The organism is Candidatus Chloroploca sp. Khr17, assembly GCF_004138165.1.
Classification (GTDB): Bacteria; Chloroflexota; Chloroflexia; order Chloroflexales; family Chloroflexaceae; genus Chloroploca.
In genome coordinates this window covers 20,728-39,180 of the sequence record NZ_RYFF01000047.1, presented here as the reverse complement: position 1 = coordinate 39,180, position 18,453 = coordinate 20,728, and the positions used below count along the sequence as shown (strand labels likewise).

Below are 18,453 nucleotides of genomic sequence, written 5' to 3'. Positions count from 1 at the left end.
GCGCTCGAGCGCGGGAAGCAGGCGCACATCGGGACGTTGGGTCGCCGTGCAGGCGATGATCAGCAGCCGGCGCGGGAAGGCAACGGCGAGCGCGGTGCGGTGTGTGCCACACGCCGCACCTGCCCCGTCCGTCCCGCTTGGGGTGGTCGGTTCGGCGCTGGACGGCGCCGTGGGCTGAGCAGGGGCATCCATCGTCATTCCTTTGTTGATTAAACACGGTGGGCAACAAGGGGAAGGCAGGCGACATTGGTCGGTTCTGCCTGCCCTTTGTTGCCGGGCCAGGCGCGTTCAGGCGGGTGTGGGGTCGGCAGGGTTGGCAGGGTCGTCCGCGTCGGGCGTGGACGGCGGGGACGCGATGGCTGCACGAAGGCGCTGCACCATCGCGTCCCACTGGCAGGCGTACTGGCGGAGGGCCACGCGCTGGATCATCGCCAGCTGTAGCGCGGTCTCTGCTGAGACGCCGGTGGTCGCAATGATCTCGGCCATGAGGGCCTGCAGGTCGTCGCCACTCGGCGCGGGCGTGGGCGTGGTCGGTCGCGTGCTCATGGGTCGTCTCCTTGTGGTTTCAGGCAACACAAAAGACCGTGTGCGCGGCATCAGCACACGGCCCTGTGCCACAGCGGCGCGTTTCATCAGATCGGTTCAGCAGTTGTGTGGCGATGGCCTCCTTTCATGTGTGGCTTGCATAGAGCGCCGCTGCCGGCAGCTCGGGCTGCTCCCAGGATTCATCGGCGCGCTCCGGCAGCGCGGCGACCTCGCGGTCAGCGTGCAGCAGGGCCTCGTCAATGGGGTTCCAGGGCAGGCCGACCTGAGCGCGGTAGCGGATGAGGTGGTAGGCAAGGCGGGCTGATCTGGATCGCCTGAGGGCGGCAATCGAGATCCCGTAATCCGCCGTGTAGGCCGTGCCAATGCCGCGCGCAAAGCCGATCATGGCCATCCTCGCCGGGCCAGAGCTATCGAAGCTCAGCACCAGCGGCGAACGGCAGACCCACGAAGGCTTGCCGATCCCGAGCAGATGGATGCGGCGTTGGAATGGGTCGAGCTCAGCGGCGGCTTCAAGATCGATAATCAACTGCGCGTACCATGCGGTTGCGCCACGCGCATAGCGGGCTGGGACAAGGCCCCCAATCGCGCAGGCGGGCCGATCAACGAAGCCATCGGGCTCGTCGTGGAAGCCCCACGCGGCGCGTTGGCGCACCTGGGCACGTTCCTCGTCGTCGAAGCAGTCCTCGCGGTCGCGCAGCAGGTCGCCGATGATCGCGGCAGCCCCAGGGCCGGGGTAGTGGATGATCGGCACGATCGGCGGATCGGGGCCGTGCCCCATCGTTTGGAGCAAGGCCGTGAGCCGCACGTCGTCGCGCTCACTGGCGAGCGGATTCCCCATCGTGTCGTAGCTGAGCGCCCAAGCGAGGGCGGGGGCAGGCACTGATGGGCTGATAGGGGGCGGCGTACACCAGTTCGCGACGCGGTGGGCATAGTACGGCAGCGACAGGCGCGCCGTATTCCCAGGAGGAAACGCGCCGGAGTCGAGGACGACATGCACCCCCGGCGTGCGGGCGAGCAGGCGTTCGGTTGACGAGCCAGCCGGCACGAGGTAGTGCCGTTGGCCGACATGCAGGGCGATCGCGAGATCGTAGGGGCGGGCACGAGCGCCCAGAGCAAAGTAGAACGTCGGTGGCATCTCTTCCTCCTGAGGCTACACAAAATCACACAGCCCGGCGCAGGGAAAGCTGAAAAGAGAAAGCGGAAAGCGGAAAGGCTCAGCGATCGCATTGACCGCACGGCTTGTTCAGCGTTCGACGTTCAGCGTTCAACGTTCCCTGGGGCTGCTAGACCGGGCGACGAAGAGCGGGCGGCGGGCGCAAACGCGGCTGCTTGCAGACAACGCGGCGGTTGGCCGCCACGAGCAGGTGGTGGGCGCCAGCGGCGCATGAGGGGCCGGGGAGGAAAGCAGAAAGCAAAAAGATGAAAGCGGAAAGGGGCAGCGAACCCAATGATCGCTGGGCCGTTTTCAGCTTTCAGCGTTCCGATTTCCGCGTTCCCCGGCAGGCGGGGAGCCTCTCAGACAGTGGATTGAGGGGCTGCTGGAGGCGTCGCTCGGTGGAGTCACCCTAGCATCAGCGGCATCGCGCTGCATCAGCAGTGATGACCGATCAGGTGCAGGGCGATTGCATCTTCATTGCGCTCGGGCACAGAATGCGGCATGATACGGCCATACGAAACCGCTTGGTGCTTGGAGGTTTCGCATGCCCCCAGTTCGAGCGCTTGCCCTGGCGTCTTCTTTCGCAACCGTCGACGACCCACGGATCGAGCGCACCAAGGCGCACAACCTGCTCGATAACATCATCATCACGCTTTGTGCCGTGATCGGCGGTGCCGATGACTGGGTCGGTGTCGAGGAGTTTGGCACGAGCAACGAGGCGTGGCTGAAGGAATGTCTGGAACTTCCCAACGGCATTCCTTCCCACGCTACGTTTGGACGGGTGTTTGCGCGTATCGACCCGGAGCAGTTTCAGCAGCGCTTTCTGTCGTGGATTCAGGCCGTCCAAACGGTGCGCACGGATGTGATTGCGCTTGATGGGAAGACCCATCGGGGTAGTCACGACCGCCCAAACGGGAAGGCCGCGCTGCACCTCGTCAGCTCCTGGGCCACAGAAAACCGCGTGGTGTTGGGCCAGATTGCGGTGGACGACCCATCGAATGAGTTGACGGCGATCCCCTAGTTGCTTGACCTGCTTGACATACGCGGCGGTACCGTGACCCTGGATGCGATGGGCGGTCAGACCGCGATTGCGGCGAAGATTCGTGATAGACAGGGGCACGACGTGCTCGCATTGAAGGCCAATCAGCCGACGCTGGATGCCGATGTCCAGGCCCTCTTCGCCGATGCGCGGGCGGCCCAACAGCCGGAAGATGGCATCACCAGGGCGACGGAGATGACCAGTGGCTATGGGCGGATCGAAACCCGTACCGCCTCTGTCATCAGCAACCCAGCAGTGATGGCCTCTCTGAATCCGGGCAACCGCTGGCGCGATCTGTCCAGTGTTGCGTTGGTCGAGGCCCAACGCACCGTTGATGGGCAGACAACCACCGAACAGCGCTCTTACCTGCTGGATCAGGTGCGTACGCCGCGTGAGGTGAACACGCTGGTGCGGAGCCATTGGGGCATCGAAAACCGCGTGCATTGGGTACTCGACGTCATCGTTCACGAAGATGCTAGCCGCATTCGGACGGGCGATGCGCCACAGCATATGGGTGTGGTGCGCTTACATCGCACGCAATCTCTTACGCCAGGAGCCGAGCAAAGGCAGTGTGAAGACCAAACGCGTTCGCGCCGCGCTCAATGACGCCTATCTCGAACGGGTGCTCGGAATGTAAGATGCAATCGCCCTATAACGGTCGCGGTCGGTTATTGACAGCCAATATTGGCCCATGCTATACTCGGTTTAGCATGATCGTATAATGAGATTACTCTGCCTTCCTATAGAAAGTGGCTGCGATGCACGATGCTAGTTGGCAGTCGCAGCCCACTTTTTCGATTCATAACGACATGTCTTGTAGGCTCTGAACTCGAATTCGCGTAGAAAGAAATTTGGTGCGATGACCCTTGATCCGCCACCCATCTCTCCAAGCGAGAAGCCTACATTTGTAGATGTGTTTGCCGGTGCCGGCGGATTATCGCTTGGCTTACTCCACGCAGGTTGGCATGGGCTCTTTGCCATCGAGAAATCCGCTATGGCATTCGAGACCTTGAAGCATAATCTTGTTGACCAGACAACTGGCCCGCATCTTGACTGGCCAGAATGGTTGCCTGCTGAACCCATTGGTATTGAAGAATTCCTAAAACAGTATAAACCTGATATACAGACCAAACTTAAGGATATTGATCTACTTGCAGGTGGCCCTCCTTGTCAAGGGTTTTCTGCTGCCGGTCGAAGAAGGCATGATGATGAGCGAAACTTGTTATTTGAAAAGTATCTTGAACTGGTTTCCCTCGTCAAGCCGAAAATGATCTTAATCGAGAATGTACGAGGCTTTGCGACATCCTTTACAAAGTCCGAAAAGGGAGAGAAAGGCGTCGAAGTCGAGGAAGATATTTTCAATGCAGATCAGGAATTACAAAAGCGCCTTATTAAAATGGAATTCACCCCCTTCAGCGAGTACTCGGTAATGGCGAAAGACTTCGGTGTACCGCAATTAAGACCGCGCTATATTCTTATTGCTATTCGCAAGGATTTGCTTGACGCTCTTCCCGAACTGAATGTTAGGCCATTCAAGATACTACACGGTCTGCGTAGGGCCTTCTTGGCACGATATGACCTGCTCGTTGAAAGAGAGGTGACACTCCAAGAGGCCATATCAGACCTCGAACTGCACCACGGATACAGAATACTCCGGGAACCTCAGATGAAATCATTCCGTCACGGCAAGTACGGAGGTATTTCGAGTATTTATCAGAGGGTAATGCGTAAAGACCGCAGCGGCAACCCTATTTCTGAGGGTGAATTTGCCGACAGTCACCGTTTTCCAAATCATACGGATGATATTATTAAGAGATTCCAGCGCATAATTCGTGATTTTCGACCAGGCATACAATTGAGTGAGAAAGAACTAAAGCAACTAAACATCAACAAGCATCGCATAGCACCACTTGCACCTAATGAGGCGTGTCATACTCTCACTAGTCTACCAGATGACCTTATTCATTATAGTGAACCCCGTATTCTTACCGTTCGAGAGTATGCCCGTATACAGTCGTTTCCTGACTGGTTTGAGTTCAAGTCAAAGTACACAACAGGAGGTGATCGGCGCCGAGTTGAGGTACCCCGCTATACTCAAGCAGCGAATGCCGTACCGCCCTTGCTGGCAGAGGCTCTTGGTTTGACACTGCGCAAAGTGCATGAGGTTGTGTGCTCACAGAAACTTGCTCGGAGGCAGCGGCAAGAGGTATACGGATCGGATGTTTCCGATGTAGACTGGGTGATTATCGAACCACTGCTGCGACGCAGAAACATGCGTGGCCCACAAACACAGGTTGATCTTCGAGAGATTTGGAACGCACTTCAATTTCGCCTTCAAACAAAGTGTCAGTGGAATGAACTACCCCCGGGCTTTCCAAATGCAGCTAATGTGCAATACTACCACTGCAAATGGAAAGATACATCGCTTCAATTAGCGCAAGCAGCCTTGTCCTCATGTGCACCTGAAAAAGCACCAGACGTCGTACCTGATGAGCTAGGCCAGTATAAGCAACAAGCTATTCCGGAAGGTACTGGAGAGAAAGCGATAGTAGGTAATGGCAATCGCGCCATTAATCAGCAAGCAGGCTTCACCAAAGAACTAGGCCCCATCCTAGTTAGCATCACGGAGCTTACAGATCTGTCATTTAGTCCTGCGTAATAGAGATTTTAGCTCATACCTTGCTAAAAGGAAGCGCTCGGGGGTTGTGCTAGTTCTTTTTTCGTCGCATCAGAACGCGGAGTAGCGAAAAGGGCTTTGCAGCGTGCCGAATCTTCGACCGTATCACAGAGCCATCGGCGATTTTAACTAGCACAACCCCCCAGAAACTCAATATAATACACTTCAAGGGAAAGAGCGAACTCATGGTTTGCGTGTGTCAGGACTATCCTTGAATTTCTTGAGATAATCTTGGATGCTTATCTCGTCAATGTATGCAGCCTGTAAGCGTATCACTTCGCCACTTGGTCGCCTGAAGAGCATATCGCCACGACCGAGAAGGTTCTCGGCACCATTCTGGTCGATCACTATTCGCGAGTTCAGACCAGAAGCCACTTTAAAGGCAATGCTTGCCGGAAGATTGGCTTTGAGAGTACCGGTGACAACGTCGGCACTGGGCCGCTGAGTTGCTAATACAAGATGGATACCAGTCGAACGCGCTACTGCAGCCAAGCTCATCAGGTCTCGCTCAAATGCATCGCGATCTTTTTTGGCCATGATACTAAGTAACTGGGCGTACTCGTCAATAACAGCAACGATTGGAGGAAGCGCATCCTGCGGGTAGCGCACGTTGAAGTCTTTGACGCGCAAACTCTTCCCAGCCATAAGCTGCTGCCGGCGGGGCATCTCACTCCGGACAAGTTCCAACAGCATATCTCTCGACTCTTCTCTTGATGTGATAATTTTATTGCCCATTAGGTAGGGCAAATCCTCGAAAAAGCTAAAATCAGTGCGTTTAGGGTCAACTATGAGCAGGCGGAGTTCCGATGGTGAATACTGAGTAATAAGGCACAGCACTAAGCTTCGTAAGAAAACTGACTTGCCCGAATTCGTTGCACCTGCAACGAGCAAGTGGGGAAATTCAGACATATCTTCGATAATGATTTGACCACCGGGAGTTATACCCAGAATAACAGGCAAATCGCCCTTTGCGGGGCGCTTTAGTGTCTGTAGTAGCGGCAGCAGGTGGACTGTTTCTATCACAGGCCTCGGTAAATCCACTCCTACATAATTTGTGCCAGATATATTCTCAATAAGTGGCACGCTTGTTACAGCCAGTTCGCGTGCTAGGTCATTGGCTGTGCGTTGGATTTTGGTGAGCTGCTCCCCCGGGCGGAGACGTAACTTGAACCGTACGATGCTTGGGCCAACATCAGCTATGTTCGGATCGACCGGGAATATTTGTACGTTGTATTGGCGCAAAGTTCGCTCCAAGTCACGTGCTTTCGCTTGTCGCCAAGCCAATTCCAAAACGTCCTGTTGCTTCGCTGGCAATTCTTCCTTTCCCTCGTGCCCCGCGTTTTCCATAGGAACTACTTGCACGGATTCTAATGAGCTTGGCTCACTGGGACGCGTAAAGTCCACTTGTGACAGCTTGCTGGTACTTGGGGAGACAGGGGGCGTATCAATATCAATATCAATATCGCTATCGCTGTGGGCATCGAGGTCGTGAGTGCTCGGAGAAACAGAATCCTCGCTCTCTTTCGGCGGTGAGTTGCTTTCCAGTGTATCGGTGCCAAATGGAATGTCGAGCCCAAGCGCTCGCGCCAACTCTGGCTTCAGATCTGTCGTAACTAGATCAATACGTGGCGAGCAAGGTGTCAACGCTTCCATCATAAGCTCGTCAATGATTTGTCTCGTCTGCTGAGCATCCGGCCCCAATGGTTTGCTCGCCCACCAGAGACCTAACGTTGCAGCCGGGTCAATGCTTACTTCGAATATCCGATGCCCCTCCTCCATCACCACGCCCTGCGGGTCACGTAAACATGCAACGCCGCTCTTCGTCATAGACCCTGGAGCAAACCACATCAGAACGGGTGATGCAGCACCGACAGCTACTCGTCCCGCAAGAATGTCGCGCAGAATATTCGCTCGCTTCGTGGCCACAGGAGGTTTTGGGACGAGGCTCATAGCGAGATCGAGAAGCATGGCGAATGCGATTCGCCTCGCATAACAAGCAGCAGGGCTTACATTCGCACTGGGGTGGATTTCGCGCGCAATCTCTTTGATGACAGTAGTTGTTTGGGCAAGTTGCTGGCGTGCATGTTTCACCTCGTTATATTCCTGGTCTTGCTCCGAAGGAAAGGGCTTAGGCTCCTGGAGGTTCCCGTGGTGCTTAACCTCGACAGGAATAAAACATATGCGCACGAAGTTGTCACTACCATGTTCAATGCGCAGGGCGAGCAAGTCAGCCCGATACTGGAGATTTCTCCCTACAAGACCCTCAAGAATTGACTCGATTGGATCAATTGGAATGAGTCCGTAGATGGAGGTGTTTTCATCACTCGCAATCCATGCAGCGGGCAAAGCTAACCCATCAGAAGGCATTAAGAGTCGTAATGCATAAAAGAAACCAGCAGCAGCACTTTCCTGAGAGCCACCAGCAGCGTATAAGGCAGACAGGCCAATTCCGCGGGTGCCTAGCTCTGAAAGCATCTCGGCAGCCTCACTGGGCGTCAATCCTTGCCGTTGCTGGAGGATGGTAAGCAAAGGAGTTGGGATCTTTGCAACTACGTAGTACGGGCGCCGCGCAAGTTGCTCTTCTTCTTGACGTCCTTGCCTCAACCAAGACGGGCGCCATTCCCACAGTAACCTTTTGCCTGTCGCTTGCGCTGTAGCAATTACTGAAGATAACAGCGATGGATCCATATTGAATGTACCAAGCACTTCCCATTTGGCTCCCATGCCAATGCCAAGTTCCTCCGGTCGTGGAGATGATCGCAAGGCAGCATTCTCGCCTCCGTACTCTATCTCGGATAGCAGGCTGGCAAGGCCCAGTAAATCCTCATCTGGCTTAGCAGCGTAGTGTTGGTCAAACGTTGTATTACCAATAGCTGTGGGACAGAAACGTCGAAGCAGAAGAGGACCCAAAATACCCGCTGTCGTGCCCTGCGTAATTGCCAAATTTACACTGGCGTTCTCTACAAACGCTACATCTGTATTTGTTGGAATATCTTGCGCTTGGTAAACCCTCCATTCAAACGGCTTGCTGCGTTCATCTTCTTCGCGCATCATAAAGAGTTTGTCACGACCAGGAGGCGTACCAATGCGGTATGCAGAATCCCAAACACGTGTTCCCCCACTCAGGCGGCTGACTTCACGAAGCGTACCGGTTCCAACAAACCGGAGCACAGCGTCATCAATTTCTTGTGACCTGGGACCTGGAGCGACAGACCGTATGTCAACTTCCAGAGAATTATGGTGCTGATGGATTCGGAGATAATCTTTAATTGCCCGTTCAACGACACGTTGGTTAATACCTGTTCTTCCTCCCCAAGGCAACGGAAGATTGGCTGCTGAAGGGGGTAATTCTGCTATACCCCTATTAGTTAATACCGCAAGCGCACTCCATGTGGCAAAGTCCTGTTCAGGGCCTGGGTCTGTTGGCACTGCTACGAGTTGCAGCACTTGACCAGCTTGATTGACCGCCTGACCAGTGAATGGCACATTCCACCCTTCAGCAAAGCCCAGCAACTCCCGTGGCATGTTTCCTTCACTTGCAACAAAAGCAACAGCAAATGCCCAAGCAAGTCTCGCTGGGTGGAGTGGTGATAAGAGTACTGCCAGGAGATTACCGCGCCCAGCGCCTGGAGTGCCTTGAACTATTATGAGTGAGAAAGGGTATGAAGCCCAAAATGCATCGACTAGACTGAATTGCTTGGCTGCTTGTACTAAATCGCGATGAGAGTCTAGATAGGCCTTGATTGTCCGCGCTCCTATAGCGGCAGGGTTAAAACTTGACAGCCAGAAATCGCTTCGCCCCGGTTGCAGCCCTATCTTCACACATACTTCACCCAGAACTTCCATAAACACTGTCCATGCGGGACAGGAGATAAGCCGAGGGCTCGGGCCATTGCCAACACCTGGTAAGGGAAACGCCTGCATAGTGTCTGGCAGGAAATCGGGTGAAGCTGTTCCTCGATGTGCAACCCAATTCTTCGGGGCCTCGGTCGATGAAACCACGTATTGGTAGAGTGAGTTATGGATACCATCTGGTGGATTTACCAGGGTGCGTACAATCTGGTCTTGATACGACCCTAAAAGACTCTGTCGAGTTTGGGTAGAAGGTGGCTTTCTTGCAGATGGTAGTCCGCGGATAACAGATAGAATACCTGATGACAAGGCCCCAGACCGTTCCTCTACTTTCACAACAGCTACATCATACTCAACACCAAAACCCGATGCAGTAATAGTGTCATCCTCATCTAGATGGGTTGTTTTTCGCCATAACCTGGAACACGCACTACTAAGGTCAAATGGGACTCCATTAATGCTGGGAGCTAGTGGTGATGCTAGTCTTGGGTTCTCTGGGTTCAGACGACCGTCATAGACGCATATTTTATATTGTCCTTCCTCTTTCAATAAGATGTCGGGAGTGATTTCAGGTGCCCAGCGAGATTCTGCCGTGAGTATTGATTTGAAGATATCGTCTTCATTTGGGCAAGTTACTAATTTCGTTTTTTTGTCCGTTCGTGCGACAATTATTGTATGACTAAATGGCGAAGGGATAACCAAACCAACTGATGTACTAATTCTCCGTGAAGGTCCCCAGATTCCACCTACATGGTCAGAGACCATGGCTTCGAACTGGAGCGAGCGTAGCGCCTTCCAACTCCCCGAAGCTATATCGTGTTCCAGACCTGCCTGATACTCAATGATGATACTGAATTGAATTCCTAATTGTCCCACTGCATTGGTTACGCCTATTAGGTTGTCAATTTTTGTTCCACTAACCTTGATTTTTACACTCTCTGGCTTAATCCAGACATCCTTTTCTTTTCCACTCACCGGTTTGGCAGAGTCGATAAAGAGGTCACCCCAGGGTTCCCGGTATATTATATGGAGATCATCAACAGAAGCAGTGGCTTTCCAGTAATTCTTCTTCTTGCTCGTGATAGAGGTATAGCTAATCGTTGCCGAGGACAGGTCGAGCACATAGTTGTCCGTCTCACCATCATACAATGGGCACAAAGAGCCGCATGCAGGATGAGTTTGGAGAGATTTCGCTGCTCGCAATTCTTTAATAGCTTCCTTGAGGTCACCATCAGTAACTCCCCACCAGGAAGGAAGTGGTGGTGGATATGTTGGAAAACTTTTAGTCAGGATGCTCGGTGAAGAACTCGATGTGAATACTAGCCTACCTATAACGGGAGCCGCTGTACTTTGTACCAAGCGGATTCGATGCTCCCAGTCGAGATTACGCCAAGGACTTGTATCTCCTGCTCCTCTAACTTGACGATCAAGGGCTGCCAGTAAAACTGCTATCTCTCCATCAGGCAGCACGTGTTCCTCAATAACAGTCTGCCAATCTTTTGCATATTGAGCCCACCTCTGTTCTGGAAGATCATTAGGCGGGAACCACACCGTATTTGCGTTTCTGGCAATGATAGAAGGAATGGGTAATCCTGCAAGGCGGACAATTTCCCAAGCATGAAATGGGCGCGGGATCTCGCCGAGGGCCGCCATGCCTTGATCTAATAGTTTCAGCAATTCTGCCCAATGAGTCAGAAACTCGTCACTCCAATGGGCGCTTGGAGTGCTTCCTTGCTGTTCAAAGGAGTATCGCAGTACATTCGCAACCCATCGTGCGGTCTGCTGGAACGCCTCAAACGATTCAGTTGTAAATGGTAGATCGTATTTTTGCCATAAAAAGCGGATGCTTAGTTCCGCAAATAACCCCAAACTGCAATCTCCCCCGTTATCACCAGGAAAACGGCTGGACAGAAAAGGCTTTACAACACTTCGAAAAGAACTATCCGGCTCTCCCGAACCGCGAACCCAAACGAACACGCGATCATCATCAGTCCGCCATTTAAGAATCTCTGACCAGGAAATTACCCCCTTCTCTGATGTAGATTCTTCGGCGACAAATAAGGCTCGATTTTCTGTAGCGTTATTACATACAGTCAGAAGATCCGTCACTTCGCTCTTGAGTTCGGCGGGAAACTCTATAGAGTAGAGCCCACTGAGCTTTGACAAGTGCTCTGCGATTGCAAGGCCAAGTATCGGCATACCAGATGTCTCCGTGACATGATGTATCGTTAGAATCCCGAATGGATAATAATAGCGTCGTCAGCATCAGGGCTATCAGTTGTTAAGCCTGCTTCTTCTAGCATGCCTACTAATACTGAACGTTCAACCCTAATACCAAGCCGCTTCAAGTCCCTGATGAGAGCGCCAAGTGTGCATTGGCCGCCAGGCTGGGTGCCGAGAAGCCCTGTTACTACCACAAGCCACTCAGGGCCGGGTTGAAACCAAAACTTATCACTAGTATTCGACCTTGCTAAGTAATATAAATCCGCCTGATCGGCAGCAGCATCATCAGACGAACGTGGCAGAAGTAGATACTTAACAAAGTATTTGGTGTTCTTTGCGATCTCACGCGAGTCGGCTGGCAATGTTGTTGCCAGTTGACGCAGGTCTTCGGTAGGAATAGAATCCAGCCAGGCTTCGACGCTTGTGTAGAAGGTACTTCCCTCGGGAACTGAGAAGTTGTCTGTAATATAGTGCTCGAACGACCTTCTGGCCTCATATCCCTTTGCAAGCAACGCACTTATTGCAGTCCAGGCATGTTTCTGTGCAGATGGGAGCCGCGGAGACTCAATCGTCGCTAGTACGGTGGAGATCTCAAGCATTGATTGGAGAGATGCCGCCGCTATGGTCTGGCCGGAGAAATATACGCGCTCCACAATTGATGCGTGAAGCTTGGTATAGAAGTCCGCCTCCCAGAGATAGCTGAAGACGAGACCAGTACGCAACAAGCACATTGCCCAGTCAACAAAGCGGCGTGTAGGAAGCGCATCATACCAGCCATTGGCAGGCAAACAGAGTGTCGACCATTTCTCCCAGAACCACGAGAATGGTGTCCAAATGTGTGATGAAATTGCTGTTTGATCTTTCTGGGCTGTCTCGCGTGGTCCTACACAAGGGGTTGGCCAACTTGGTAGGCTTTGCGAAGACATACCAGACACGTCTGGAAATGCACTCCAGGTGTGCTGCGCCAGCAATGGCATCAGTTCGTCTACAAGCCCAGCTAACCCCTCTTTTGCCCCGGACTTCTGCGAAAATACCCGTAGTAACAGTTGTGCCACTTGTCCGTCGTAAGTTGATCCGCCAAACCATCCTATTGTCTCGATAATCTCTGCGAGATTTGGTGGTCTATCCTTATTCACGAGACCATGCAGTGTTTGAAGCACGACAACATCAGGATGTATTGGCACGCAGGAGAATGAGCTCATACTACGGGATTGTGGAGCAAGAATAGATGTAAGTAATGCGCGGGTAGGGGTAGGTATTCCTTCCTGCGACAAAAAGAGATTGCTCACTTGTGCCTGCTCTGCAATCGGTACAGTTTCTACCACACGCGATGTGCCTTTACCAGCGTGCCGTGGAATGAGACGCTGCATGGATGGAAGCTTAGGATCATTTCTTTCGAGACCCGCTAACCCCTCTAGGTACGAACTCTCTTGTGCGCTCGGCATACGATAAAGCGTAGAACCTTTTGAGCGCCAAATGAGGTCAGTTAATAATGCCTCGGTTTGCTTCGCATACTCTGGCCTGAATAAAGTAAATAAGTCTACGACCCAAAAATTTGGTGTTGTCATGGTCTCTCCCTACGTACAATACGCAATGGTGTCGAACCAACTGGATTGTTGGTTACCTGGAAGAGTTCTCCCGTATGGTCGGTAAAGTACACGCCAGAGGTTTTCGTTCGGCTGCGTGAAACCAGTGATGCACGCGCACGTTCTATTCTGGCAAAAGAAGAGGCTCCAATTTCAGTAAACGAGGCAGCATAACCGTTTGCGTGAAGCAGTGCTTCTCGCGCTATTGCCAGGTCTATAACCAAAGAGGCTATCGTTTCAGGAGGAGAACTTTTCGCCTTGAGAACGCGTACCTCGGCTAGCAGGGTATCACCGCGTGACACTATTTCAACCCAAAGGTCACGAGCGTTGCCACTTACAAACACTGTATTCTTGGGTAGATCGCTGTCTAACTCGTAGGTTCGTGGTCGAAAAGGTGCAAGAAGATATTGCGAGATTGATTGCGAAGGCAGAATTAAAGCACTAATCCCTCTACCGAGTTCAAGCGGATCAGCACCCCGCAAAGCGCTCTCTTGCTGTGCCAACCAGGCCATAAGAGCAGACCTAAAGGCGACGCGTCCTAAAGCCACCCCAACTTGACGAAGAAGGAGCGCTGTCCGCCACTTGCGGAGAAATTGGGCGCGTAGCGAAGCTTCGCGTGACCCTTTACCTAGTTCTGTGCTAATCTCATCACGCAATGCTGCATCAACATCTATCTCTATCTCACTCAGCGCCTCTTGAGGAATAAAGCTCCAGGTCTCAATTTCTTTTGACGGTGTTATCTCATCAAGGGCCTCAACTGCATCAAACACTCTGGAACGAATACTGTCTTTAGAATCTGTATCTTCCCACGGATCAATATCGTGTGCGGGGTCAATGTCAGTTAACGAACTGTTAAATGGACGTGTAAATGTGATGCCATTTTGTGACGTAAGCAGATCACGCACAGCCCCATAGAGATTTTTCCCTAGGCGTGCTTGGGCAATTTCATCCTTCTGACTAGACGCACCAGGTGTGGGGAATAAGTTTGAATAAACACGATGACTTATCAATCGTACCGGTGCACTTAGGTTTCCATTGTCAAGGTCACGGATACCTTCAGCTATCCAATCACAAGGATGTTGATTCTCAAGCCAAGCACGCTCTGGTTGGCCCAGTATTGACAGGGAGAAGTATCCCAATAAATCACGGTATGTTAGGCGGCGTGCCGCCGCAATTTCCGCACCGCGCAGAATATCGAGGAATCGTTGCCGAAGTACAGCATTCCGTAGCCATCTAGCATTTTGGGCAAAGGGGCATTTCTTAAATGCAGAACAGAGTACGCCGTTTTCTATCGTGCACCCCCCCTGATCCCATCTGTCAGGTGCAATAAATGAGGTCAATAGTTCACCTGCAATAGTCTGATCTCGTGTCCCTCCTTCATCATAAAAACTACCGAACGGTTGATACGGTGCTGGGCTAGGAGGGTTTACAGAAAAATCAACAACAGTCTCGTTTCCGACTGGCGTTGGTTCAAGAAGCGACAATACATCCAAGAAAACTACATGAACAATAACATTGTAGTTAGCACCGTAATTTACAAAATTGATGCGAAACTGGCCGTAATATGGAGTTGCTGGGTTCAGAGTAACGAGAGTAGTTATTCCTTTAACTTCCAAGGGCGTATTTGAAAACGGCGGATTGACAAGCCAGCGAATAACATTACCTGCCAAGCCAATTGCTGTATCTGACTTTACATCTTTCGGCAACTGAGCATACTCTTCGACCAGAATACCACGATTAACATTACCGAATAGCACTACTGGTGTTTGATGATCCAAGAATCGACCAATAGTATCCTCTAAATCACGAAGTAACGACCCACTAAATGTGTTTGCACCCAGATCATCTCGTGGAATCGATGCGTCATTAATAAAAACAGCCTCAAGGCCAGGTGCAACTTGCTTGGCACTTCGGGGCCAGTCATGAGGGATAGAGCGTGGTGCTGGCTCGCCAGCCTTCTTAGGTGGAAGTTGGATATTCAGCGACTTGGCTAAGGCTCTGAGCGCTTCTGACTTACCGTTGCCAGGCCCTCCCACAAGAAAACACCATTCCAGGTCGTCACCCTGAGAAAGTGGCCAGAGGCTATATACATCCTTAAGTCTTTGCAGAACATCCTCGACTCCGGAAGGAAATTGACCGAGCACGTCACCTTCTGGAGTTGAGTTGGGCAGGGCAACAGTACCACCTTGCCCATATGAGCGGGAAAGAAGCCAAGTGACGAATGAGTTCGCTGTAAAGGTCATGTCGTTTGCCCTTGCATAGAACTGTGCATGGGTAACCCATGCGCAGAGGCTATTGCACATGGCCATGTCCCGGCAAGAATAATTAGATCGCTATCTGCTAGAGCTATCATCTGAAGAATTAGAGTGGACTACAAATGCGGAATTTTGGCGTATTCTGATCGCCTTAGCTTATGCTCCCGCAAACGCGATCAGATTGAGATCTCCGGATAGTTCCTCAACGGCCCCCTCGTCATGACAAAAGCCGAGCAACTCCTCGCCAGATTTTAGAACTTCCGCCGCATGCTATTGTGCCATGAGCACTGTGCTTGAAATATCTTGGCCCTGCGCAATTCGGTCGCATCTTCATCCTAGCTATGCTAAATTGTTCAAAGGCGTCTGACACTCCTAAGTGAGCCACCTCGGTTCTAAGTCACTAGTATAACACTCGGATCAAGTTTGTGTCATTCTTTGCCATATGAGAATACGGCAGGAATTTAAAATCGAACACAAGTTCTCTTTGTCTTTCAACGTACTTTCAGAAAGCTGGATAGACTCCTATAACCTTTGATTATACGAGTCTATCCACCCTCCCCATCATCGTGTATACTACCTTACACATGTTCTATTCCTGATGGTGGGGAGAGATGCTCATGGACGATGCAGTGGAACCCGTTGATCAGGCGCAGATGACGGCGTTGGTTCCGCGTGAGCCGACTGGTGCCGCACTCAGCCAGGCCGCCGCCGCCGCTGACCGCGCTGCGTCGTCGGCGCTGTTCGCCGAGTACCGCCAGCAACTCGCGGCCCGCACGCGCACCGCCCACGACCAGGATCTGGCCCGCTGTGCGCTCTACCTCGCTGATGTCGGGGTGAGCGTTGGGGCGCTGGCCGTCGAACCAGCGGCCTGGGCCGGGTTCACCTGGGGGTTGGTCGAGGGCTTCAAGCGCTGGATGCTGCGCGAGGGCTTTGCGCTGGCGACGCTCAACCGGACCCTGGCAACGATCAAGGCCTACACGCGGCTCGCCGCGCAGGCCGGGGCGCTCGCCGCTGAGCAGGCGACGCTCATTGCGGCGGTGAAGGGCTACGGGCGCAAGCAGGGGCGCAATCTCGACGCCGAGCGGGCCAAGATCCGGCGCAGCACGAAGAAAGCCCAGGCGGTCAGGCTCTCGCTTGCCCACGCCCGGGCGCTCAAGGAGCAGCCCACCACCACGCCGCAGGGTCGCCGCGATGCGCTGCTGATGTGCCTACTACTCGATCACGGCCTCCGCGTCGGTGAATTGGCTGCGCTCACCGTTGGGTCAATGGATCTCGACGCCGGCACGCTGACCTTCTACCGCGAGAAGGTTGACCTGACGCAGATCCACCTGCTCTCGGCGGCGACCCTCCGCACGGCGCTGGCCTATCTTCGGCATGACCGTGCGGGCGCGGCGACCGAGGAGGCGCTGCTGCTTGGCAGTCGCAGGGGCGGCGCGTTGCACGGCACACTGGGCGTTCGCTCGATCCAGGCCCGCGTGCAGGTGCTCGGGGTGGGCGTCGGACTCACGCGCCTCTCTCCGCATGACCTGCGCCACTATTGGGCGTCAGCGGTGATCGCCAGCGGCACCGACCTGCTCGCACTCCAGGAGGCCGGTGGCTGGGCGTCGCTCGCCATGCCGCGTCGGTATGTCGAGCGGGCGAAGATTGCGAATGAGCGGGTGAAGCTACAGACGTAAGGAGATCGCGCCCATGATCGATACATCACCGTCTATGCAGCGTTGGATCGCTCTGCTGCGCGCCATTAATGTTGGCGGTCACACCGTCACGATGGCCGTGCTCCGTCGGCACATAGAGGCCCTGGGCTTTGCGGCGGTCGAGACCATGCTCGCCAGCGGGAATGTGATCTTGGAAGCTCCTTCTGCCGACGCGTCCGCGCTGGAGGCGCAGATTGCGCAGCAGTTGCAGCAGGCCCTTGGCTACCCCGTGGCGACCTTTCTCCGCTCGCCAGCTGAGATCACGGCCATTGCCCACCATCAACCCTTTCCACCGACCGAGCCAGACGGCACCGAGCATGCGTTATCGGTGGCGTTTTTGCCCACCGTGCCCGATGAGGCGGCACAGCAACGTCTGCTGGCACTCCAGACCGCGCTCGACGATCTTCACGTCTTCGGGCGTGAGGTGTACTGGCGCTGTCACACGAAGGTCAGTGCTTCGACCTTCTCGGGTGCGCGCCTGGAGCAGGCTCTTGGGATGCCCGCAACGATACGCACTATTACCACGGTACGCCGACTGGCCGCGAAATATGGCGTGGACGGGTAACGTCCGGCGCGCTGGGAGGAGTTGATGGCTACGACGCTGGTTGCGACGACCGAAGCGACCTTTGCCCGGCAGATCCTCCGGGCCGATTGTCCGGTGCTCGTCTGTTTTGGCGTGCGCACGTGTCCTGCCCGTCGCGCTTTGCTGCCGATCCTGACGCGCATCGCGGTCGCGTTCCAGGGACAGCTCCGGGTCGCAACGGTGCTGCTTGACGATGCCCCGTTGCTCGCCGAGCAGTATGGCATCGTGGCCTCCCCAACGCTGGGGGTGTTCCACCACGGTGAGCGCCAGGGTCAGGTCGTCGGGTTCATCCCGGAGGGGTTGGTTCAGGTGCTTGCCGAGGAGGTGTGCCACGGTGCGGTGAGCGGCGACACGCGCTGGAGCCCGTGCGAGGAGCGGTTTGAAACGGCGGTGATCATCCCGTTGCTCGCCCAGTGGGAGTTCACCGTCGAGCGCCAGGTGCCGTGTGCGCTGCCGAGCCACCCCACCGCGCAACGCGGCCGGATCGATCTGCTCGTGTACGACCACCCCTCGCGTCCGCCCGTGACCCTGATCGAGAGCAAACGGCAGATCAGGCATGCCCAGGATCTCCAGCAGGCCGTCAGGCAGGCCGCAACCTATGCGCACGCGCTGGCCCTCGCGTCGTTTGTCATCGCCGCGCCACGCGGGCTGTGGATCTATCGGTATGGCGACGCCGGCGCGGTCTGCGAGCGCCACTTCACTAGTCTCGCGTTGCACCAGACGCCGGAACTGCCGCGTCACCTGCTCCTTCAGCTGCGGGCTGGGGGCGCGGCAGCATAACGGGCACGCATAGCTCGGCGCACGACCGTGCAACGCAAGGCGGTTCTTTTGACGCAACGGCG

The 18,453-nt window shown here is 54.2% G+C and carries 10 protein-coding genes and 1 pseudogene; 5 read left to right on the top strand and 6 right to left on the bottom strand.

Annotation, left to right across the window (positions count from 1 at the left end):
- From EKD05_RS26475 to EKD05_RS20460, 3 genes are all read right to left on the bottom strand, one after another.
- On the bottom strand, nt 1–192 hold a 192-nt coding region (locus tag EKD05_RS26475; RefSeq protein WP_205704011.1), incomplete at its 3' end, for a hypothetical protein.
- 96 nt (nt 193–288) lie between these two features.
- Nucleotides 289–546, bottom strand: a complete 258-nt coding sequence (locus EKD05_RS20465; RefSeq protein WP_129676611.1) for a hypothetical protein — start codon at nt 544–546, stop codon at nt 289–291.
- Nucleotides 547–670: 124 nt separating this feature from the next.
- Nucleotides 671–1,681 carry a hypothetical protein gene (locus EKD05_RS20460; RefSeq protein ID WP_129676609.1) on the bottom strand — a complete coding sequence of 337 codons (1,011 nt, stop codon included), beginning with the start codon at nt 1,679–1,681 and terminating at the stop codon, nt 671–673.
- 565 nt (nt 1,682–2,246) lie between these two features.
- Here EKD05_RS20460 and EKD05_RS26860 point away from each other — a divergent pair.
- Together EKD05_RS26860 and dcm are read left to right on the top strand one after the other, a co-directional pair.
- A pseudogene (locus EKD05_RS26860) lies at nt 2,247–3,347 on the top strand (ISAs1 family transposase).
- A 253-nt stretch (nt 3,348–3,600) separates the two neighbouring features.
- Nucleotides 3,601–5,400 (top strand): DNA (cytosine-5-)-methyltransferase, encoded by a 1,800-nt coding sequence (gene dcm / locus EKD05_RS20445; protein WP_129676603.1) that lies wholly within the window; start codon nt 3,601–3,603, stop codon nt 5,398–5,400.
- Nucleotides 5,401–5,601: 201 nt separating this feature from the next.
- Here dcm and EKD05_RS20440 read toward each other — a convergent pair whose 3' ends face one another.
- The 3 genes from EKD05_RS20440 to EKD05_RS20430 are packed head-to-tail and all read right to left on the bottom strand — an operon-like array spanning nt 5,602 to nt 15,322.
- Complete coding sequence (locus EKD05_RS20440) at nt 5,602–11,469, bottom strand: DNA translocase FtsK (RefSeq protein WP_129676601.1); 5,868 nt, start codon at nt 11,467–11,469, stop codon at nt 5,602–5,604.
- Nucleotides 11,470–11,498: 29 nt separating this feature from the next.
- Nucleotides 11,499–13,061 (bottom strand): hypothetical protein, encoded by a 1,563-nt coding sequence (locus EKD05_RS20435; RefSeq protein ID WP_129676599.1) that lies wholly within the window; start codon nt 13,059–13,061, stop codon nt 11,499–11,501.
- Entirely contained in the window at nt 13,058–15,322 is a 2,265-nt protein-coding gene (locus EKD05_RS20430; RefSeq protein WP_129676597.1) for a hypothetical protein, read from the bottom strand. Before EKD05_RS20430 ends, EKD05_RS20435 begins: the two co-directional genes overlap by 4 nt.
- A 629-nt stretch (nt 15,323–15,951) precedes the next feature.
- Between EKD05_RS20430 and EKD05_RS20425 the strand changes: the two genes are divergently transcribed.
- Genes EKD05_RS20425 through EKD05_RS20415 form a run of 3 tightly spaced genes read left to right on the top strand, consistent with a single transcriptional unit; the run spans nt 15,952 to nt 18,391 of the window.
- A complete protein-coding gene (locus EKD05_RS20425; protein WP_165360855.1) occupies nt 15,952–17,010 on the top strand; it encodes a tyrosine-type recombinase/integrase in 1,059 nt (352 codons plus the stop codon).
- Between the two features lie 13 nt (nt 17,011–17,023).
- Nucleotides 17,024–17,593, top strand: coding sequence for a DUF1697 domain-containing protein (locus EKD05_RS20420; RefSeq protein ID WP_129676593.1), 570 nt, complete (start codon nt 17,024–17,026; stop codon nt 17,591–17,593).
- Nucleotides 17,594–17,617: 24 nt separating this feature from the next.
- Nucleotides 17,618–18,391: a co-chaperone YbbN gene (locus EKD05_RS20415; protein WP_129676591.1), complete on the top strand. Its 774-nt coding sequence runs from the start codon at nt 17,618–17,620 to the stop codon at nt 18,389–18,391.
- The last annotated feature ends 62 nt before the right edge of the window (nt 18,392–18,453 follow it).